12 protein-coding genes are annotated in these 19,921 nt (G+C 25.6%); all 12 read right to left on the reverse strand.

Translation table 4 applies throughout. The features are described from left to right. Nucleotides 1-42: 42 nt before the first annotated feature. The 12 genes from MTABA_RS02455 to MTABA_RS02510 all read right to left on the reverse strand — a co-directional run bounded on the left by MTABA_RS02455 (nt 43) and on the right by MTABA_RS02510 (nt 19,787). Nucleotides 43-675: a hypothetical protein gene (locus tag MTABA_RS02455; protein ID WP_100679600.1), complete on the reverse strand. Its 633-nt coding sequence runs from the start codon at nt 673-675 to the stop codon at nt 43-45. 353 nt (nt 676-1,028) lie between these two features. Then, nucleotides 1,029-1,997 carry an ROK family protein gene (locus MTABA_RS02460; RefSeq protein WP_157799984.1) on the reverse strand — a complete coding sequence of 323 codons (969 nt, stop codon included), beginning with the start codon at nt 1,995-1,997 and terminating at the stop codon, nt 1,029-1,031. After that, a complete protein-coding gene (locus MTABA_RS02465; protein WP_100679602.1) occupies nt 1,997-3,391 on the reverse strand; it encodes a glycoside hydrolase family 1 protein in 1,395 nt (464 codons plus the stop codon). Before MTABA_RS02465 ends, MTABA_RS02460 begins: the two co-directional genes overlap by 1 nt. 4 nt (nt 3,392-3,395) lie before the next feature. Then, nucleotides 3,396-5,996, reverse strand: coding sequence for a PTS sugar transporter subunit IIABC (locus MTABA_RS02470; RefSeq protein ID WP_100679603.1), 2,601 nt, complete (start codon nt 5,994-5,996; stop codon nt 3,396-3,398). Nucleotides 5,997-6,104: 108 nt separating this feature from the next. Next, nucleotides 6,105-6,851 carry a hypothetical protein gene (locus MTABA_RS02475; RefSeq protein ID WP_100679604.1) on the reverse strand — a complete coding sequence of 249 codons (747 nt, stop codon included), beginning with the start codon at nt 6,849-6,851 and terminating at the stop codon, nt 6,105-6,107. Nucleotides 6,852-7,032: 181 nt separating this feature from the next. Beyond that, nucleotides 7,033-8,865: an ABC transporter ATP-binding protein gene (locus tag MTABA_RS02480; RefSeq protein ID WP_100679605.1), complete on the reverse strand. Its 1,833-nt coding sequence runs from the start codon at nt 8,863-8,865 to the stop codon at nt 7,033-7,035. A gap of 10 nt (nt 8,866-8,875) precedes the next feature. Continuing rightward, complete coding sequence (locus MTABA_RS02485) at nt 8,876-10,714, reverse strand: ABC transporter ATP-binding protein (protein WP_100679606.1); 1,839 nt, start codon at nt 10,712-10,714, stop codon at nt 8,876-8,878. Nucleotides 10,715-11,037: 323 nt separating this feature from the next. Next, nucleotides 11,038-12,018, reverse strand: a complete 981-nt coding sequence (locus MTABA_RS02490) for a hypothetical protein (protein ID WP_100679607.1) — start codon at nt 12,016-12,018, stop codon at nt 11,038-11,040. A 35-nt stretch (nt 12,019-12,053) separates the two neighbouring features. Continuing rightward, nucleotides 12,054-13,160 carry a lipoprotein gene (locus tag MTABA_RS02495; protein ID WP_100679608.1) on the reverse strand — a complete coding sequence of 369 codons (1,107 nt, stop codon included), beginning with the start codon at nt 13,158-13,160 and terminating at the stop codon, nt 12,054-12,056. A gap of 335 nt (nt 13,161-13,495) precedes the next feature. Next, nucleotides 13,496-14,941, reverse strand: coding sequence for a DUF2130 domain-containing protein (locus tag MTABA_RS02500; RefSeq protein ID WP_100679609.1), 1,446 nt, complete (start codon nt 14,939-14,941; stop codon nt 13,496-13,498). Between the two features lie 205 nt (nt 14,942-15,146). Continuing rightward, nucleotides 15,147-15,980 (reverse strand): HU family DNA-binding protein, encoded by an 834-nt coding sequence (locus tag MTABA_RS02505; RefSeq protein WP_100679610.1) that lies wholly within the window; start codon nt 15,978-15,980, stop codon nt 15,147-15,149. Nucleotides 15,981-15,983: 3 nt separating this feature from the next. Beyond that, entirely contained in the window at nt 15,984-19,787 is a 3,804-nt protein-coding gene (locus MTABA_RS02510; protein ID WP_100679611.1) for a hypothetical protein, read from the reverse strand. Nucleotides 19,788-19,921: the final 134 nt, after the last annotated feature.

Consider the following 19,921-nt stretch of genomic DNA (forward strand, 5'->3'; position numbering starts at 1 on the left):
ACCACTCCACATCTGAAGTAGTTTTGTTATTTATATTTTTAATTAATTTTTACTTACTATTTTAAAATACGGTGCAATTTGACCACCAAAATCAAAATCTAATTTATCTTTAATTTCTAAATCAAAACCTGTTGTGAACTGTAAAACAAAGTTTTGTTCTTCATCAGTATATGTTGAAATAGAAACACCTCATTTTGCTTTGTTTAAATGTTCTTGTTGATATTCAGACTCTCATAATCAAGTTGCATTTTTGTGAAATTCTTCAACTGATGTAATTTGTGTATCTTTAACGTTTTTTAAATTGAAAGCTGTTAAATCTATTTGAGTATTAGTTGCGTTTCATTTATCACTTTTAATATAAGTTGTTGGAAAAACTATTTCTGTCTCAGTGCTTGGAACCAATTTTGAATATCTTTCAAGCAATTGAGTATTGCTTGTAATACCTATTGAACTTAAACTTCAAAGTCAAAATGTAGCTTGGTAGGCTGCCCCTGTTTCAGAATTGTAATGATAATCAAATTTACCTTCATTTGCTATTCTTAAAATTTGATCTTCAGATTCAGTATCAATTGTATTCAATTCTGTCTTATATAAATTAGATGCTGTTGTAACCACTTGGCTGTTTGAAGAACCAAAGATAGTTGCTGCTGATGCAATTGCTAATGTCTTAATCATATAATTTTTCTCCTTATTTTTTTATAGATAAGCTATAAATCATAAAAAATTATAATTTACCTATACATATATTTTTGCATTAAAGTTAGAAAAAATATAAACTTATTCTTAATTATTTTTTTAATTTAATGCTATGATTTTATATATACACAATTTGTGTTATCACTTATATAATAGTTTTTCTTTTATAGCTTATTTTTCTTACTTATTATTTATAATACATTTGGATTTTAACTAAATAAGGAGTTTTTCATAAAAAAAACTGCAACTTCCATGAGATTATTTTCTCTGAAGATTTGCAGTTTAAATTTTAATCATATTTTAATTTTAAAATAATTTTTATATTCCAAGATCTAGTTAGAATCAAGCAGTTTAATTAACATACCATAACATCCAGCTTTATTTTCTAGTTTACTTTTTAAAACATTAACACCTTCAAAATTTAAAAATTGTTGAAACAGCTGAGTATATTGATTTAACTTTGTTTGTAATTCTTTCATAAATCTTTTATTTGAACTTATTCCTCCACCAATTGTTATTAAATCAAAATCCATAAAGAAATTAATTGATATAAGAAACTTACTTAAATTATTTATTCAGTCATTAAGAATAATTTCAGAAATTTTATTTTGCTTTTCAACTTGCTCCATAAATTCTTTACCGTCTATTATATTCATTTTAACTGATTCTGTTGAATTTAAACTAATCGGTTTTATTTCTACTGGTTTTTCCATATTTTCTGAATTTGAATATCGCATTAATGCTGCATTTGTTGATCCAAATTGAACTAGAAAATTTATTTTGTCATTTTCAAAATTTGAGAAAATCTTAGAAATTTCACCAGCTCCAAATTTATTTCCTTTATATAACTGTCCATTTATAATAATACCTGCTCCTAGACCTGTTCCAATAGTAACGTGTAGCATATTAGAACAACTTCTTTTTTGTCCAAAAACATATTCTCCAATTGCAGCTGCCTTTGCATCATTTTCTATTACAATCTTTTTAATATTTTTAAAGATTTTAAATATTTCATCTAAGTTTACCTCACTTGTAAATTTTAATGAAGAATCAGAAAGTATTTTATTATTTTTTGAATCTATTAAACCTGGTATAGATAAACCTAAATTTATACTTTTATCTTTTGGTATATCATTTCTAATAATTTCAAAAACTTCAGTAGCATTTATTTGAGAGCCTGGTCCTATTCTTTTGATATTTTTATATTCTAAAAATGTTTCGCTTATAATTTCTTGCTTATCGTTAAAAACTATTTTTTTCGTACTTAAACCACCAATATCATAGGTATAATTTAAAATCACTATATATTTTCTCCGTTGCTTTCTATAAGGTTTTTATATCAAAAGAAACTATCTTTTCTAATTCTTCTCATATCTTTTAAGTCAAATTCATCTCTATTAACATAAACAAAACCATATCTTTTTGAAATACCCTCGTGAGTAGAAACTAAGTCAATTGCACTTCAAGGCATGTACCCAATCATTTCCACACCATCATCAATTGCTAATCCCATTTGTTTAATGTGTTGTTGATAGTATTCTATTCTATAAGAATCATGTACTTTGTCACTTTCTTCTAATTTTTCTTTACCACCAATACCATTTTCTGTAATCATAACAGGCAATTGATAGCGATCATAAACTTCTCTTAAAGTATTTCTAAATCCTATTGGATCAATCTCTCATCCAAATTCGGTTTTAGGTAACTCACTATTTTTAACAGCTTCTCCAAAGTTTGGAATAGAAAATCCTCTTTGTTGGTCTTTTTTCTCTTGATGAACTTCTTTTTGGGTTGGCATTTGTGAAGTCATTGTTGAGTAATAATTAAAAGCTATAAAATCTGGCTTAGATTCTTTCAACAATTTTTTTTCAGCTTCAGTTATAGTTATAGACAATCCATTTTTCTTTATTGCATTTAAGAATAAAGAGCTATATTCTCCTCTACAAACTATATCTAAATAAACTCAATTTCTAACCATATCTATATTAAGTTTTGAAGTATAATCTTCAGGTTTTTTTGAGTTAGAATACACTGCGCCAATATTTGGTGCAGGTCCTATTTTACCATTAGGGCACATTTTTCTAAAAAGCTTTATTGCTTTTGCTTGTGCTACATTTAAATGATGCATTAATTGTCATGGATTTAATTGCTGATCTTTTGGAACAACCCCTATTACATCTGCAGCCATAACAAACATATTTAATTCATTAATTGTTAATCAATATTTTACTTTAGACCCAAAATTTTCAAATAAAACCTTTGAGTAAATTTCAAATAATTCAGTAAATTTATCAGTGCATACACCACCGACTTCTTGAATAAAATTTGGTGTATCAAAGTGAAACATAGTTACAACTGGTTCAATATTATATTTTAAAAGCTCATCTATTAAATCATTATAAAATTTGATTCCTTCAAAATTTATATCACCTTTTAAATTTTTTATAATTCTTGGTCATGATATTGAAAATCTGTAAGATTTAAATCCCATTTCAGCCATTAAAGCTACATCTTCTTTTCATTTGTTGTAATGATCTGAAGCTTCTTTAAATCCTGTTATGCCTTCAGGATATGAAGGTTGTTCATCAAACCTATCCATTATAGAAGGGACTTTACCGCCCTCGTTAATTGCTCCTTCAATTTGATATGCACTTGTTGATGCACCTCATAAAAAATTTTTTGGAAATTTTGTCATTTTTTTATCTCTTTTCTTTTTTAATTTTTAAATTTAAAATATCAGTATTTAAATTAACCTCTTTATAAGAAATTAGAAGTGAATTTAAATTATTTGAATAATTATTTGCTAATAAATTTAAGTTTATTTCATAACCTAAAGTTTCAATAATTTTTATTATTTGTTCTAACTTACTATCATGTAAAATTTTTAATTCTTCTAAATCAATTGTATTTCTTATTTCTATAATTGATTTTTCCAATTTGTTAATAAAGATATTTAATTCTTCTTTTAAAGCTATGATTTGATCTCTGATTGCGTCTGCTTTTTCAATGTTGTTTTTATTTAAAGCTAATTGCCCTTTTTTAATTAAAGAATTAACTTTTTTGTCATTTTTACTTTTTATTATTTCAATTTTTGCTTGTGCTTTTGAGATTTCAGAATATTTTTTTTCAATATCCTTAAATTGTCTTACATATTCATCTGTTATAACATTGTCAAGCATGTTGATTTTTTCAACTAGTGCTTTTTTATCTGAATCATTTAAATTATATTTAGTAACTAAAAATTTATTTAACTTTTTGTTTGTTTGTATTATTAGTTTTTTTTCATCAGTTCTTCCTCTATAAATAAATAATCCTATTAAAATACCACTTCCTAATGCAATTAGACAACTTGTTATATAAAGTAAACCATTAGCTAAGTTAGAAAGTTCTCCTATCACTTCATTATTCGGATCATATATTGTTGATTGGAAATAACCAAAAATTTCAAATACACCTATTCCTGTTCCTATTCTTTGAGTAACACCCATAATTCCAGCAAAAGCACCTGCTATAAATGCTGCTATAAGCCCTGCTAAAAAAGGTTTTTTTTCAGGTAAATTAATACCATAAATTATAGGCTCAGTTATCCCTAAAACTCCAACTGGTATCATAGATATTGCAGCTTTTTTTAAATTATAATTTTTTGTTACTATAATTATACTGATTAATGCTCCTAGCTGTGCGTATACAGATATTGATCCCCCCAGACCAAATATTCCATATCCTCCATTTCCTAGTTGAATGCTAGTAAGTACTTGTACCATACCTACTATTCCTAAAACTAAGTGCAATCCTAATATAACAGCTAATTGTCATAGCATAGCATATAATCCAACACCAATTCCAAAAGGTATTTTTCCTGCATAATACATTAAAACTGAAAGTATACTTTCAAAGAAATTTCATATAGGCATGCATATACAAAATGATAATAATATAGTTATTGAAAATACAAGAAAAGGTCTTACTGTTAATTCAAAAATTGGACTAACTCATGTGCCTATTCAGTCATCTAGTTTTTTAGCAATAAAGATTGCAAAAATAATAACAAATAATTTTATGTTTCCTGGAGTGATAACTATACTTGTTAGTCTATCCAAAACCATTTGTAAACCTGGATCACTTACGTTTATTTTTCCTAAGTTAAATAACTCTCATTCTCCACCTATTCCTAATAAACCTCCTGACAAAAATAAGATTGGAGAACATAAAGTAACACCAATGCCTATTCCTATCATCTTTCTAAGATTAAAATACTCAGAAGCTGCATATGCAACAAATATACCTATAAATAAATTTGATGATTTACCTGTTGCAAATAATATTAATCAAAATATGTCAAATCCTTTTACATTAACTAAATCTTTGATTGATTCTATTGTAACAGAAAAGTTTGGCATTATTTTTGTTCATACAAGTATACCTATTATCGCTTGAATCATACCAAATCCAATAAACACTGGTATAAGTTTTGGTAATATTGAACCAAACATTTGTAAAAATCTTTTAAAGTAAGAAGATTTTGTCTTTTCAGATTTACCTACACTTTCAGCAAACTCATTCATTTTCATAAATTCTTCTTTAAGTTTATATACATCTTGACCAATAACTACTTGCAATTCATTGCCGTTTCAAACAAGACCCTTTACTAATTCATTTGCTTTAATATTTTCTTCATTAACCAAGTTTTTATCAATAATTTTAAATCTTAATCTAGTCATGCAATTATATACTTCTGAATAATTACTTTTCAAACCAACTGCTGTATTTATAATAGAATATGCGTTTTGATATTTATTCTTGGTCACAAAAAAGTCTTTTGAGCTTTGAATCTTATTTGATATTTCAATTTCACATATTAAATCACCTTGTTTTGCTTTTCCTTCTTTTAAGTTAGTTAGTTTTATTGTTTTATCTGAGGCTGGTTCAAAAATAATTGGAGTTTCAGAACTAACATTTTGACTTTTTAAGTATTTTAAATCAACATCAAAAATTGGATCGCCTTTTTGCAAATATGTATTTTCTTTTATTTTAACATCAAAAGGTTTTCCTTCTAAGCTTACTGTTTCTAAGCCACAATGAATTATTGAACTCAAATTTTCATTAATCTCGAAACCAAATGCATGCTTTGTATCAAAAATGACTGATACTAAGCCTTTGTCAAAAGGTAAAACAAAATTGTTTTTTATAGGAACTATAACAATTCCCTCACCCATCATTTTTTGTGAAAAAGTTTTATCACTACATTTAGTAATTTCTTTTACTTCACAATCAACAGGTGCGTAAACTTTAATATTCATTTTTTTTATTTCCTTTCAATATTAATTTTAAGCATCTTTGATGTGATAACAAAAAAAAAAAAAAAACAAGAAAACTATTTTCAAAAAAGAAAATTGTTTACATTTGTTTTAAATATATTCTGATATTAGAGCAAAAAGATAATTAAAAGCGAACGTTCTCAAAATGAAACTTGAATTGTCTGATTCAAAATCAATTATCATAACATTTTTAAATTTTGTTGTAAGCTTTTTAAAATGATTTGGCGTTACAAAAATAAAAGTATTATTCATATTTCAATTTTGCGAATTCAAATTTAAATAGCTAATCATTGTAAAAGTATCTCTACCAGAAAGAAGAACTAAATTGATATCTTCATTTTTTCTGTTAGTAGTATTTTTTAAAAGACTAAAGTTTTCAGTAATTAAAGAAACATTTTTATTTTTGATAGTTAATATGTCTTTTAAAAATAAACCAGAACTAGCTAATTGATATGATGTATTAATTTTAAAAAATGAATTTCCTTTCAAAATGGAAATAAAATTTTCTACAAAAACTGTATTATTCTTTATTCATTCACGAATTTCTTTTTCAATATCTAATTTCAAGAAACTAGAAGATGGTTTTGTTTTTTTAGCACTATACTTTTCCATTTCTAGTTTTAATAAAATACTTAATTCCAAATACCCGCTATAACCTAAAGATTTTGAAAATTTAGTTATAGTTGACAAAGATGAATAAGATTGTTCGGATAGATCCTTTTGACTTAATATTTTCTTATTAAATAAATTTGCCACAATAACTTCAGCAATTTTATAATAAGTGCTTTCATCATTCATTCTTAATATATTTTCCAATTTTTCATAAATACTTAACACATATATACCTCAAGGTTTCTTATAAATATAATATATTAAAATAACAAAACATGTTTTTATATGTTTTTAAAAAGCTAAAATCATAACTTAATAAATAATTTATAATGTAAAAAATGCTAGCTTGCGCTAACATTTTTAAATAACAAAATAAAAACTATTTTTAATGCTTTAAAATTTTATTCTAATGTTCGATTTTTCCAGCTTCGTACAAGTTTTTAAAATGGCCTTCTTTTTTAGTTAATTCATTGAACGTACCTTCTTGTACTATTCCAGCACCATTAGCACCAAGCACAATAATGTGATCTACATTTTTAATAGTTGAAAGTTTATGAGCAATAGTAACACTTGTTCTACCTTTCATTAATTGATTCAATTTATTTTGAATTTCTTTTTCAACAATATTATCTAAAGCAGAAGTAGCTTCATCTAAAATTAATAACTCAGGATTTTTTAAAATCATTCTAGCAATCACTAATCTTTGCTTTTGCCCACCAGATAACATAAATCCACGTTCACCTAAAACTGTTTGATAACCTTCAGGTCAACTCATTACTAATGCGTGTAATTCAGCTTTTTTACATGCTTCAATGGCATCATCATCAGTTGCATCAAATTTACCATATTTAATGTTTTCTAAAACTGTTCCAAATAAAATTTGTGGTTCTTGTTCTACATAACCAACGTGACTTAAATAGTTTGATAAATTCAATTCCTTTAAATCCTCTTTTTGATTAATTAATACTTGTCCTTCAGTTGGATCATAAAATCTTAATAATAATTTAGCAATTGTTGATTTACCAGAACCAGTTTCACCAACAAATGCATATGATTTACCATACTGTAAAGTAAAGTTAAAATTAGGTAAGATTAAGTTTTCTGGTTTTTCTGGGTATCTAAATTTAACATCTTTAAAAACAATATCACCTTTTAAATCTTTAATTTCTTTGCCTTCATGATAATGGAAATCTAAAATTGATTCAGCATTTAATGTTTTCAAAATTCTTGAAGATGAAACCCCAGCCATAGCAGCACCACCTGATATTACAAATAAAATAATAATTGGTCCAGTTAGCATCCCTTGTGCCATAACAAAAGCAGGAAAAATTTGAAAGAACGCTTGCATTCTTGTTGTATCAGATCCTCCACCAAAAAACACAGCGGCAAATACAGGGGCAGTAAATAATAATAAGAAATCACCAGCAAAAACAATCACTGAAAATAAACTTAGCCATTTTCCAATTGGTCTTCCTTGATCATAATAATCAACATGTTTATCTTTAAAATATTGTGTTTCATAATCTTCTGTTCCTGAAGATTTAATTAATCTAATTGAAATAACACGATCAATTACATTACCATTAGTTTTTTCTAAAGTTAATCTAACTCTTTCTCATTTTTTAACTAATGCAATATAACAACCAAAAAATGCAATCAAAATAAGCATAAAAATTACAAATCCAACCAATGCAATTCTTCACTCAAGAATAAAAGTTAATGCTAACCCAATTACTGCCTGGAAAAATGCACTAGCTACATTCATCGGAATATCAACAGCTTGATTTCCTACAACTTGAGCATCTGAAATAACATTAGTTAAAAGTTCTCCAATTTTTTTATCAGAATAATATGAAATATCTTGTCTTATTAATTTTTCTAATACTTCATTTCTTAAATGAGTCTCAATTTGTTTTGCGAATGTATTTGATCATCAGTTAAATAAAAATGAATTAAATAAGTTAAAAATTAATAAAGCTACAGAAATAATAATTAACTCAGTAGTTTCCAATCCTCAAAATCTAACCAATCAAAAGCCACTTGATGCGGCTTTTTGAGCATCAGTTAAACTTAAAGCTAAATTTATTTGATTTGTTAACAAAGGAGCTAAGAATAGCATAAATGCTCAAAATATAAAGTTAGGAATTACTCATCAGTTCTTTTTAAAATCTTGCTTATAATATTTAAAAAATAAGTATATAAAAGCTCGACTGTTCGAAATTTCTTTTTTCTTTTTCATAATTCCCTCCTTAATGATTTTGTTCTTCTAATAACCCTGCTTCGTATAAGTTTTTAAAATGGCCTTCCACTTTAACTAACTCTTTAAATGTTCCTTGTTGTACTATTCCTTTAGCATTTCCACCTAAAACAATAATATGATCAACGTTTTTAATTGTTGAAAGCCTATGAGCAATAGTAAAACTTGTTCTGCCTTTCATCAATTCATTTAGTTTTGCTTGAATTTCTTTTTCTACAATGTTATCTAAAGCAGAAGTAGCTTCATCTAAGATTAATATTTGTGGATTTTTTAAAATCATTCTAGCAATAACTAATCTTTGTTTTTGTCCACCAGATAACATAAATCCTCTTTCTCCAAGAATTGTGTCATATCCTTCTGGTCATGAACTAATTAATTTATGTATTTCAGCTTTTTTACAAGCTTCAATAACTTCTTCATTAGTTGCATCAAATCTCCCATATTTAACGTTTTCATAAACATCACCAAATAAAATTTGTGGTTCTTGTTCTACATAACCAATGTGTCTTAAATAACTTGATAAATTTAAGTCTTTTAAGTTTTGATCTTTATTAATAATAATTTCACCATTACTTGGATCATAGAATCTTAATAACAAACGAGCGATGGTTGATTTACCAGAACCTGTTTCACCAACAAAGGCATATGATTTGCCTTCTTCAAATGTAAAGTTAAATTTAGGCAAAATTAATTTTTCTGGTTTTTCTGGATATCTAAATTCAATATCTTTAAACACAATATTGCCTTTAATATCATTAACAATAATTCCATCAGTATAATGTGGATCTAGTCTTGATTCATCTTTTAACAAGTTTGATACCTTTACACTAGCAACTCCTGCTACTGCCAATGAGAATGTAATCCCCATTAAACTACTATATGTTGCAATCAAACTTGCTTGGTTAATCATATATGCTGGGAATGTGGTTGAGAAGAATGTCGATGATGCTTGTTGATCACCCATAATTGAGTAAATAATTCCTGCAATGATTGGAATAGCAAATTGTAAAATCATTGAACCTGCATAAACTGTAGTCATTAAGAATGATAAATTTAAAATAGCTGGTTTATGCGCTTTATAATTAATTTCTTGTTGCTTTTCTAAAAATGCTTTTTCATAATCTTCTGTTCCAGTTGATTTAATTAATCTAATTGTTCCGACCCTATCAGTTACATTACCATTAACCTCTTCATAGACTTCTCTAACAACTGCATATTTTTTAACAGTTTGAATGTAAAAAACAAAATATAAAGCTAATAAAGCAAAGTAAATAATTGATCCAAAAATTGCAATTTTTCATGCAAGAATAAATGTCATTATAAATGCTACTACAAATTGTGATAATGAAATACCAATATTTGTTGGAATTCTAACAGCACCCTCACCTAAGTTTTGAGTATCAGCAACAACACTAGTTAGAATTTCTCCAATTTTTTTGTCTGAATAATATGAAATATCTTGTCTTACCAATTTTTCAAGAATTTTATTTCTTAAATCAATTTCAACCTTTCTTCCTAAAATATAAGAGTAATAGTTAAATACAAAAGTTCCAATAGCATCTATTAGAATCATAGATACAGCAACTATTATAATTGTTGTAGAACTTCATCCTCAAAAAAGAGCTTTTTCAGCCTCGTTTAAATCAACACGATTTTCACTTTTAATTGCTAAAGTGATTTGTTGTGTTAAAAGTGGAATTGAAGCTCTAGTTAAACAAAAAGATAAAATTGTTAATGCTAAAATAACTGTTATTCATCAGTATTTTATATAATACTTAGAAATTATTTTAAAAAATTCTGCATTTGTTGAAGTTTTTTTATTTGTGTTCATAAAGTCCTTTCTTAAGTATTTTTTTCAATATATAAATATTAACATTTTGTTTTGAATTTAGAAAGGATTTAATTTTATTTCTTTTTTAAAGTAATTAAAGAAACACCTATATCAAAATTAAAAGTCAAAAGTTCATCAATTGTATGTAATTTTCTTAAAAAGAATGGTTAGATTTTTATTTGATAATTATTAAAGATTAATTCTTTGTGCTTTAATAGGCCAAGAGTTTTTTGAAGCAAAAAAAACTGCAAACATATGAAATCATTTTTTCATAAATATTGCAGTTTAATTTTTAAAAATATAATTTAATTTATATCTCAAATTTATTTATTCATCATTACATTTAGTGAAATTTCACAATCTTTTAATTCAAAAATCTCTTTATCATATTTTTTATTACTATACCTACCAGAAACAAAATTATTTCCTACTTTGGCATGCCAATTAATAACTAAATAGTATCTATTTGTTTCTGCATTAATTTCAGAAAGTAATATTGAAAGAAATGAACCACTATTTTCTCCAGTTAATATTTCAGAACCATTTAAACTTTCTGCACTAACTTGATATTCTTCACCAGTTACACCATCTTTTAATAGTCAATATGGTGCAATAACTTTGCTGTATTGATCAGGATGAGAATTAAAATAATTTTTATACTCATTTAATGTACCAACATTTACTGTTGGTGATTCATTCAAAGTCGCCTTGGCATTTCACTTTTCAGGATGAACAAAACTTAAAATATCATAAGAATAATAACTAAAAGCAATTTGAAATCCACTTAGTAATTCTTCTGAAGTAAATTTCATTGTACTTTCATAACCTAAAATAGACATTGATTTATATTCTTTTTTATCTATTATAAAATCTCCGACCATATCTACACTATATTGTTTATCTTTAACATCGTTTACATAAAAATTCATTTTATTTACAACTATGTCATCAGAACTTAGTAATTTGGTCATAAAATCATAGTTTAATTTTTTACCAGATTCACTTTTTGAAATAAATTTACTTGAATAATTAGTTGTATTAATATTCTCTATTTCATTTAGTTCTTTATATAATAATCAATTATTCAAAAGATCGCTCATTTGGCCTTTTGTTTCATAAACTCGATTAGGCACTACTTCTTTATTTTGATCAGTTTCAATAAACTTAGTATTAAAGTTTAAAGAATGTTCTATTCATTGTACACGATCAACTACTTTGTTTTCTTTTATAGATGAAATACTCAAAGTTGGTGAAGCTACAATTGTAGCACCAGAAAGAATATTTAATAACTTAATAGTTTTCATTTTGCTATAACCTTTTTATTTATTTGAGATTGTTGTTAAGCTCAAATAGCTCCTTTATTAAAAGCATATGTTATTTCCATTCATGAGTTTGAAACAGAAGAACTTGTGTTATCTAAATCTATTAATCCTTTGTTTGAGAAAGTTGCAATGTTAGTTACAGGATCAATTGATATTTTCATAGTTAATTGTAAAGTTGCATTAATAGTTTCAACTCCTGGAATATCATAAATTGTTTGATAATTAGTTTCAAAAAATAATTCATTTGCTGTTGATAAAGTTTCATTTTTTATAAATTCAACTGAATCTACCATAACATGATATCTATAATTAGGTTGACTAATTGAGTATCTCATTTTTCCATAAAATGAAATTCTTTTAGTTCTTTGTAAGTTATATAATGAATTATCAACTTTATTTCCTGTTAAACCAGATGTAGATTCCTTTGTTTCTCTATTTTTTCCTATAACAACAAGACTATTTGATGCTGTTAGGTTAGAAATTGGCAATAACATTTCGTTTCCTAGTTCTTGGCTTGTACTTATATTGTTATTTATATATCAGTTTTCTTGTTGCGCTTTGAATACAAAATTTACACCGTTGTCATTTTTATATGCATCAAATGCTGTATTTGTAAGTTTAACATCTACATATCCCTTATTTGTTGCTTCGTTTACATAGTATATTGTTTCTAAATCAATGCTCCAAATTAAATCACCATTATTATCTTTTTTAATAATTGATCCTTCAAATGTGGCTTTTTCATTATTGTCAATATCTTTTCTTTTCAATAAAATTGAATCAAAAGAATCAGTTCTAATTGATGTGTCAACTAAAAAGTTTCCTTCTAAATTAATTATGTTTACATCTTTTCTATAAATTAAAGTAGAAATTCAAGATGCTGATAAACTTTCTACAGAATAATTACTTGTGCTTGTTTCTGTACCTTTTCCATTAAAAGTCTCTGTATTGAAAACTTTTCTTAATTGATTAGTGTTATAAAATGATCCTAAAGAATTTGTACCAAATTCTACGTTAGTTTTTTCATTTGTATCAGTGTTTAAAGTATTTGTACTATTAAATAATACTGGTGCTGTTGTTGCTGATAATCCCAAAGCACCAATGATTGATAATAACTTTTTCATCTTATAATCTCCTTTTTCTTTTTATACTAGTTTATTGACTAGCTAACTTTATTTTATTATGAATAAATTTTAAAAATATCAAAAACGCTTATTTTTAAAATTTTTCTTTTTTAAGGAAATATATATTTGATTGTGCTAAGATGCACGACTTAAAATTAATAAAAATAACTCATAAAATATGTTATGAACTAATCTATTAGTTGAATTCTAGTAAAGTTTGTGAAGCTTTTTAAAAAGTTTTGTTAGAAAAAATAGCTAAAAAAATTAAAAACATTTTTAGCTATTATTTGTGTTAAGGTATTTTTACTATTTTTTTATTAAATATTTGTACTCTTTTATTTTTCTAATTCTTCCAATTTCATTTCACCAAGTATTTTAGAAAGTCCTTTTTGAACTTTATTAAAAAATTGCTGGTTTATTACATTAATTGATTTTTTAATTCTTGATGAGTTTCTTTCTAAACTATCAGCTACTTTATCAAGATCCTCTAATTCTTTTTGCATTTTTTTATAAGCTGTTGGAAATTGAACTGTTCAGTATTCGTTTAATTCAGCTTTTTGTTTTTCCAACTCTTTTAATAACTCATTATCAGAAGCATTAGTTACTGTTTTTATTTTTTGATTATATTCATTTTCAAATTCAACTAATCTTCTTACAATTTGACCAACAAAAACAAAGCTTTCTGAATCTGTTATTCAAATGTTTTCATATTCATCACTTCTTACAAATGGTAACCCTGGATATTTATCATTAAAACTTGTTGCAACTAAAATTCCGTATTTAGTATTATTACTTGCTGCATCAGTTGACAATTTAGGAATTCAAGTATTACTCCATTCAGCATTCTTAACTTCATAAACAATTTTTCCAATTTCTTCACGTTTATGATTTTTAATTGTCTGTAAGTAATCAGCTTTTTTTTCACCAGTTGTAATTTTTTCAATATTATCAAATAATGAAAATGCTTTAACTAAATCTTCATAAACCTCATGTTCAAAGTTTTCACCTTTACGTTTTGAATTAATAATTTTAAATTCACGATTAGCTTGAACTAAATCTGCAATTCTTTTATCATAATCATTTATTAAAGTTAACTCTTTATTTTTTGATTCAGCATCTTTTTGAATAACTATATTTTCTAATTCAATTTTTTTATTATTCAACTCTAGTTTTAAATTATTTATTTCCTGACCAAATTGATTGATTAGAACTTCTTTGTTTTTTTTAATTTCAAGGTTTAGTTTTTGATCTAAAGCTTTAATCTCAACTTCTTTATTTGCCAGTTTAATTTCTAATAAATTTTTTACAGTATTAAATTCATTTAATAAATTGCTTTTTGCTTCATTTACTTCTGTAATTTTTTGTTGGTTTAATTGATCAATCATATTTTGTTGTTTTTGAATATTTAATTCATAAGTTTTAATCTTTTCATTAAATTCACTAATAACAAGATTTTTTTCTTTATCTATTTCCAATGCTTTTTGTTCATTTAATTTATTAATTAAATTATTTTTTTCATTAATAGAAATATTTAAATTTTCTAATTGTTTATTAAAATCATTAACCATTTCTTGTTTAACTAAATTGATTTCTGCAGTTTGTTTTTCTTTTAGTTGTTGCATTAATTCATTTTTAAGTTGCACACGAATTTCATTTTCTTGTTTTTGCTTTAATTCCCCTAAATAGTTTTCAATAACTGTTCAGTTTGAATCGTGATTCTTAAATGAATCTTTTGTAATTTCTTGCCCACATTTTGGACAACGAAATAGTATATCACTCATTGATATATCCCTCCTTATTTAATTTATATGTTTTATTTTTAGAGTACAGAATAAGCACACACTGTCACCTTTGGCTCACTTTCTTTATTATTCTAAGGTATAAAACTTACCTATTTTTATATTACTCCTTTAATTTTTAAAATAATGCCATTTTCATCTTGTCTTTATTTATTTTTTAGTTAGAATGAAAAAAATAAGCCTGAGCTTATTTTTGTTCTTCTTCAATTGTTATTGTTTCAATTGTTTTTTTATTATATTTAATTCCTGTTCATTTTGTATCAGACATGATCAGTTTTAAATTACGTGAAGGTTTAAATTTAATTATAGTTGTTGCTGGTACTTCTACAGTTTCTCCATTTGATGGATTAATTGCTTGTTTTACTGGTTTATCAATCTTAACTAATTTACCAAAGTTTTCAATAACAACTTCTTCTCCGTTTATTAAATGATTCTCAATATTTTCAATTAAACTATTAACAATTTCATTAATAGTTTTCTTTTTATAATCAGGATACATTTCTGTAAGTTTAACAATTAAATATTTTTTTGATACTTTATCATAACTAGTTTTTTTAATTAATTTATCTTGTCTAATAACTTTTTCTTTTATGATTAATAATGAATTTTCTTTTTCTTGAACTTTTACTTCATTTTCAAGCTGAGTTTGTTCAAGTTCAGCTGTTTCAATTTTAAACATTAAATTTAAAATTAATAAAATTACTAACCCTAAAATTGCAAACAAGTATATTCAATTAATAAATGCATCTAAAAATACAGGTGTTAAAAAAGTAGAGCCATTATATAAATTAGACTGAAACATTGAATAAAAACCGATTGGTCCTAGCATAAAACTATTTGTATTTTCAAATCATCTATTAACAATATGTGAACCTAAAACATTTGAAATAGTTTCACTTCATTGTCCATTTCCATAATAAAGATTATTTAGCAATTTCAATATAATCATTAAAGTTGTTGAAAGTATCATTAATAATAAAATGATTCATAATTTAAATTTATTACTTTTAATTAATTTCATAAATTATTCCTCATCTTTCTTTTTGTTTTTAACAAAAACAGCAGCTATAGCAATAAGAATAATATTAATAACTGCTAGAATTCATAAAACAATTTTGGTTTCTCTGTGTTTTGAGTTACTTTTTACACTATTGTCTATTGAGAAATTAATTTTTGCAATCCCTACATACATTTTTGAACCTTCTTTTGGTTCAATTTTTACTTGAGCATTTTCACCAATTATAATAACTGAAATATCAACTTGATCTCATTGAATTAACTCATTTTGGTCTTTAATAACTGAAACTAATCCATTTTCATCAAACTTATTCTTAGAAACTTTATCATTAGAAACTTTTATAATTTGACCAAGATCTTGTATTAACACAACTTTGATTTCTAGGTTTCCAGAATATAAGCTTTTCTCTTGTTTACCTTCAATTAATAAATTACCACTAGCACCATCTAATGAAATTTTTGTTTCTTCTCAATATATAAATGTATTTGGGAACTGAGAATATAATGCATGTTTAAGTTTATCAATATCATTTCTGTCTTCTTCGTTAATTAAAATACCACTTTTAAAATCATTTTTATGTATTGAAATATCATATTGTAAGTAATATTTTCCCTCAATTGATCCAACATAATATTCTGAGTCTTCATTTGCTATAATTTCAAATTTATATCTATCTATAAGGTTAATATGCAAATCTTCATATATTATAGGCTCAGCACTATTAATTTGTTTTTTTGATTCATCCATTATTTTTTGTTTTAACGCTTTTATTAATTCTTCATCTGATTCACCTTCTATTTTTAAAGGATCAATTCTTTTAATATCAATTTGAGAAGTAATTATTTCAGAAAGGTCTCTTCGGTCATTTTTAACGCCTACTATAACACATTGTTCACTACCAATAGTAAATGTTGAGCCAACTTTTTTGGGTTCTTTCGCTACTATTTTATATATTAAAGCATCTAAATTTGAAGCATTTGAAATTTTCACAAAATCTATATCATCTTCAGTTAATTGACTTCACCCTTTTTCTTCTTGCAAGTATGTAACAATATCTTGTTTATTAGTGCTTTCATAAAAAATAAACTCTTTTGATTCATTATTTACATTATATTTGAATAAACCATCTTGAGCTAAATTATAAGTTTTTGGAATAATAATTTCAATTCCTTTTTCTAATAATTCAGAATCAGCTTTTGCATTTATTTTAATTGAGCCTTCATTTTCAACTGAAGATTCACTAAGTTCAAAATCAAAATCTTTATCAGTAACTTCGCCCAATCCTGTGATCAAATTTAATCTTCTAATAATTTCTTCTTTTGAAAATAAATTTGAAGAATCCGGAATTTTGAAATTAAGTAAATCATACTTTAATTTATTAATGTTAATAATATTCGAATCACTTACCTTAAGCGATTCAGGGTCTGCTTTAATAATTATGTGACCCTCTTGTCCAACTTTTGCAGGCTTTACTCTATCAATAATAATGTCTTGACTTTCGACTTTGATTGCTTCTTTGTTAATTAATTTATTAATAATTTCCAAAATTTCTCCATCTGTAGTACTATTACTTACTTTTTGTTCATTGAAATCCAATTTTGCTAAACTTACTGCATTTAATGCCGGTAAAATTATTGTCTGTTCTCCTTTTAAATGAGCAGAATTTTTCTTTGCTTTAACAGATATTGAACCATTTTTTGTTATTTCAGGTTGAGATATTTCAATTTCTATTTCTTGCTGAACTTGATCAATACTTAAAGTTGAATTATCTTGAATTGATGAATCTGCAATTTTTTTAATAACTTTTGCTTCATAATCTTTTATTCCCAATCTTATATTTGTTTCAAATGGATCAAAAATAGTTTTTGAAATGTCATAAACTAATTGGGGTATTTCAATTATTTGTTTATTTATTACGAGTTTTGATGAATCGATAGCTTTAATATTTATTTCACCTGTTTTATTATAAGTTGCTTTTGAGTCAGTATTGATATTAACGTCACTTTCAGTTATTTTAATTCCCGTTACTTTTGTTAAAGCAGCAATAATTTCACTTTGTTTTATATTATTTGAAATATTAATTTGTTCTTTAATTGAATTTTCTTCAGCAGATAGATCTACTTTTGCAATATCTGATGGTCTTAACCTAATAATAGAAGTAATAACATTATTTGGCTGCTTTTCTTCATCAAAAAATTGTACATATAAATCGTATCCTTTATCTGCATTTGCATCTGGTATTTCAACTTCTCAAAATTGATTATCTTTATCAGTTTTATTATAAACTACTCCATTCTTCACAGTAATTTCAGAGTCTTGTTCAACAAGCAATACTTTTGAAATATATGATTTCGCTGACAAACGTAACTTAGGTTTTGCATTCTCTTTTTTATATCAAATAAAAATTTCTCCATTAGGTCCTAAATCTCAATCCAAAGAAGACGAACCAATTAAATTAGATGATCTTAAAGTTTCTTGAAATTTATCATTAAAAACTCTATTTACTTGCCCTCTTCCTGTTGATGGTTTACCTTTTGCAGTAAGAGTTTTATATGTTTCATCAGCTTGATACATTACTCCATAGTCGAATATTCCACTATATCTAGGATTACCATCATGGTATTGAACTGTTAAATTAGAATTAAGTTTTGTACCATCAATTGCATATTTTGAACCTAAATATGAATTTGATTTAACTATTGTTTTTGAGTCATACATAACGTATTTAGTTATATCATTAACCCATTGAATTCCTCTAATGTATCCATCACCTTCGTTGTCTTCAGAAACCATATCATTAATTCTGTCAACATAAAATACTTTTGGATTCATTTGTTTTATCACACCTAAATCATGTGCTTTAAAAGTTGTATCATTTGAGTCTGATAATCCTATATACATTCCTTCACTATCAACAAATACATTATAGGCTTGTCTTGAATCAGATAAAGCAGTTATGTTTTCAACTTTCTTATTTTTATCTCTATACACTGATACTTTTCCACCAACTACAAAATAAGTATCATTTGATTTTTTTTCAACTGCTAATTTAGGGTAATTTCCTAAACCATCTGATCCTGAAGCTAATATGTCACTTAAACCGCTATTGTTATGGTACTTTGTAATTGTTCAATCTTTACCGTTGTCATCCAAAGTTGTGTATGTTATAGAATCATCACTTAAATTATAAACAGCATCCTTTATTGTTCTACCATAAACTTCAATTGTTGAAGATTCTGATCCTGTTACGGGTTCTTGTTTTGGCATTGAAGGCACTAAAAGTCCTACAACCCCGCCAAGAATTCCACCAACTCCACCAAGAATTCCACCAACTCCACCAAGAATTCCACCAATGCCACCAATTAACCCATAATTGGCGTATGAGTTATTTTTTCAATCAAATTTATATATTTTAGATTCACTAAAATAATATGTTAATTTATCATTACCATAAAAAATATTTTTATTTAAAATATCCAGTTGACTTGTTTTACCTTTATTTCCTGAATTGTATACATATGCTATTTCTTGAGTTGGACCTGTTAAGTCGGATTTCATCTTTGTTCTAGATAAAATTTGTTTAGAACCAGAAGAACCACTTCAATTTGTGTAACCAGAATCAGAATCAAAATACGATTGTCTTATTTTAGTTCCGAATGTTAAAGCAGCCCTACTCATTGCTTCGTATTCTATATTGTCATTGTTTTGGTTTAAACCTGCTATACTTTTTGATGTGCCTGTAACTTCTAGTATTCCAAAAGTCCCTTGTCCAACAGTCAAAGCTGTTAAAAACGATATTAAAATTTTCATTTTATCCCCTTATAGTTGTATTATTTACTTATAAATTTTAGCAAGTCAAATTATTAAAGTCAAATTTTAGCTTTTTTGGTAGAACAAAAAAGCCATTAAGTTAGTTTCAAACTTTTCTTTTTTAGCAAGTTTTA

This window comes from Mesoplasma tabanidae (assembly GCF_002804025.1).
Lineage (GTDB): Bacteria > Bacillota_I > Bacilli_A > Mycoplasmatales > Mycoplasmataceae > Mesoplasma > Mesoplasma tabanidae.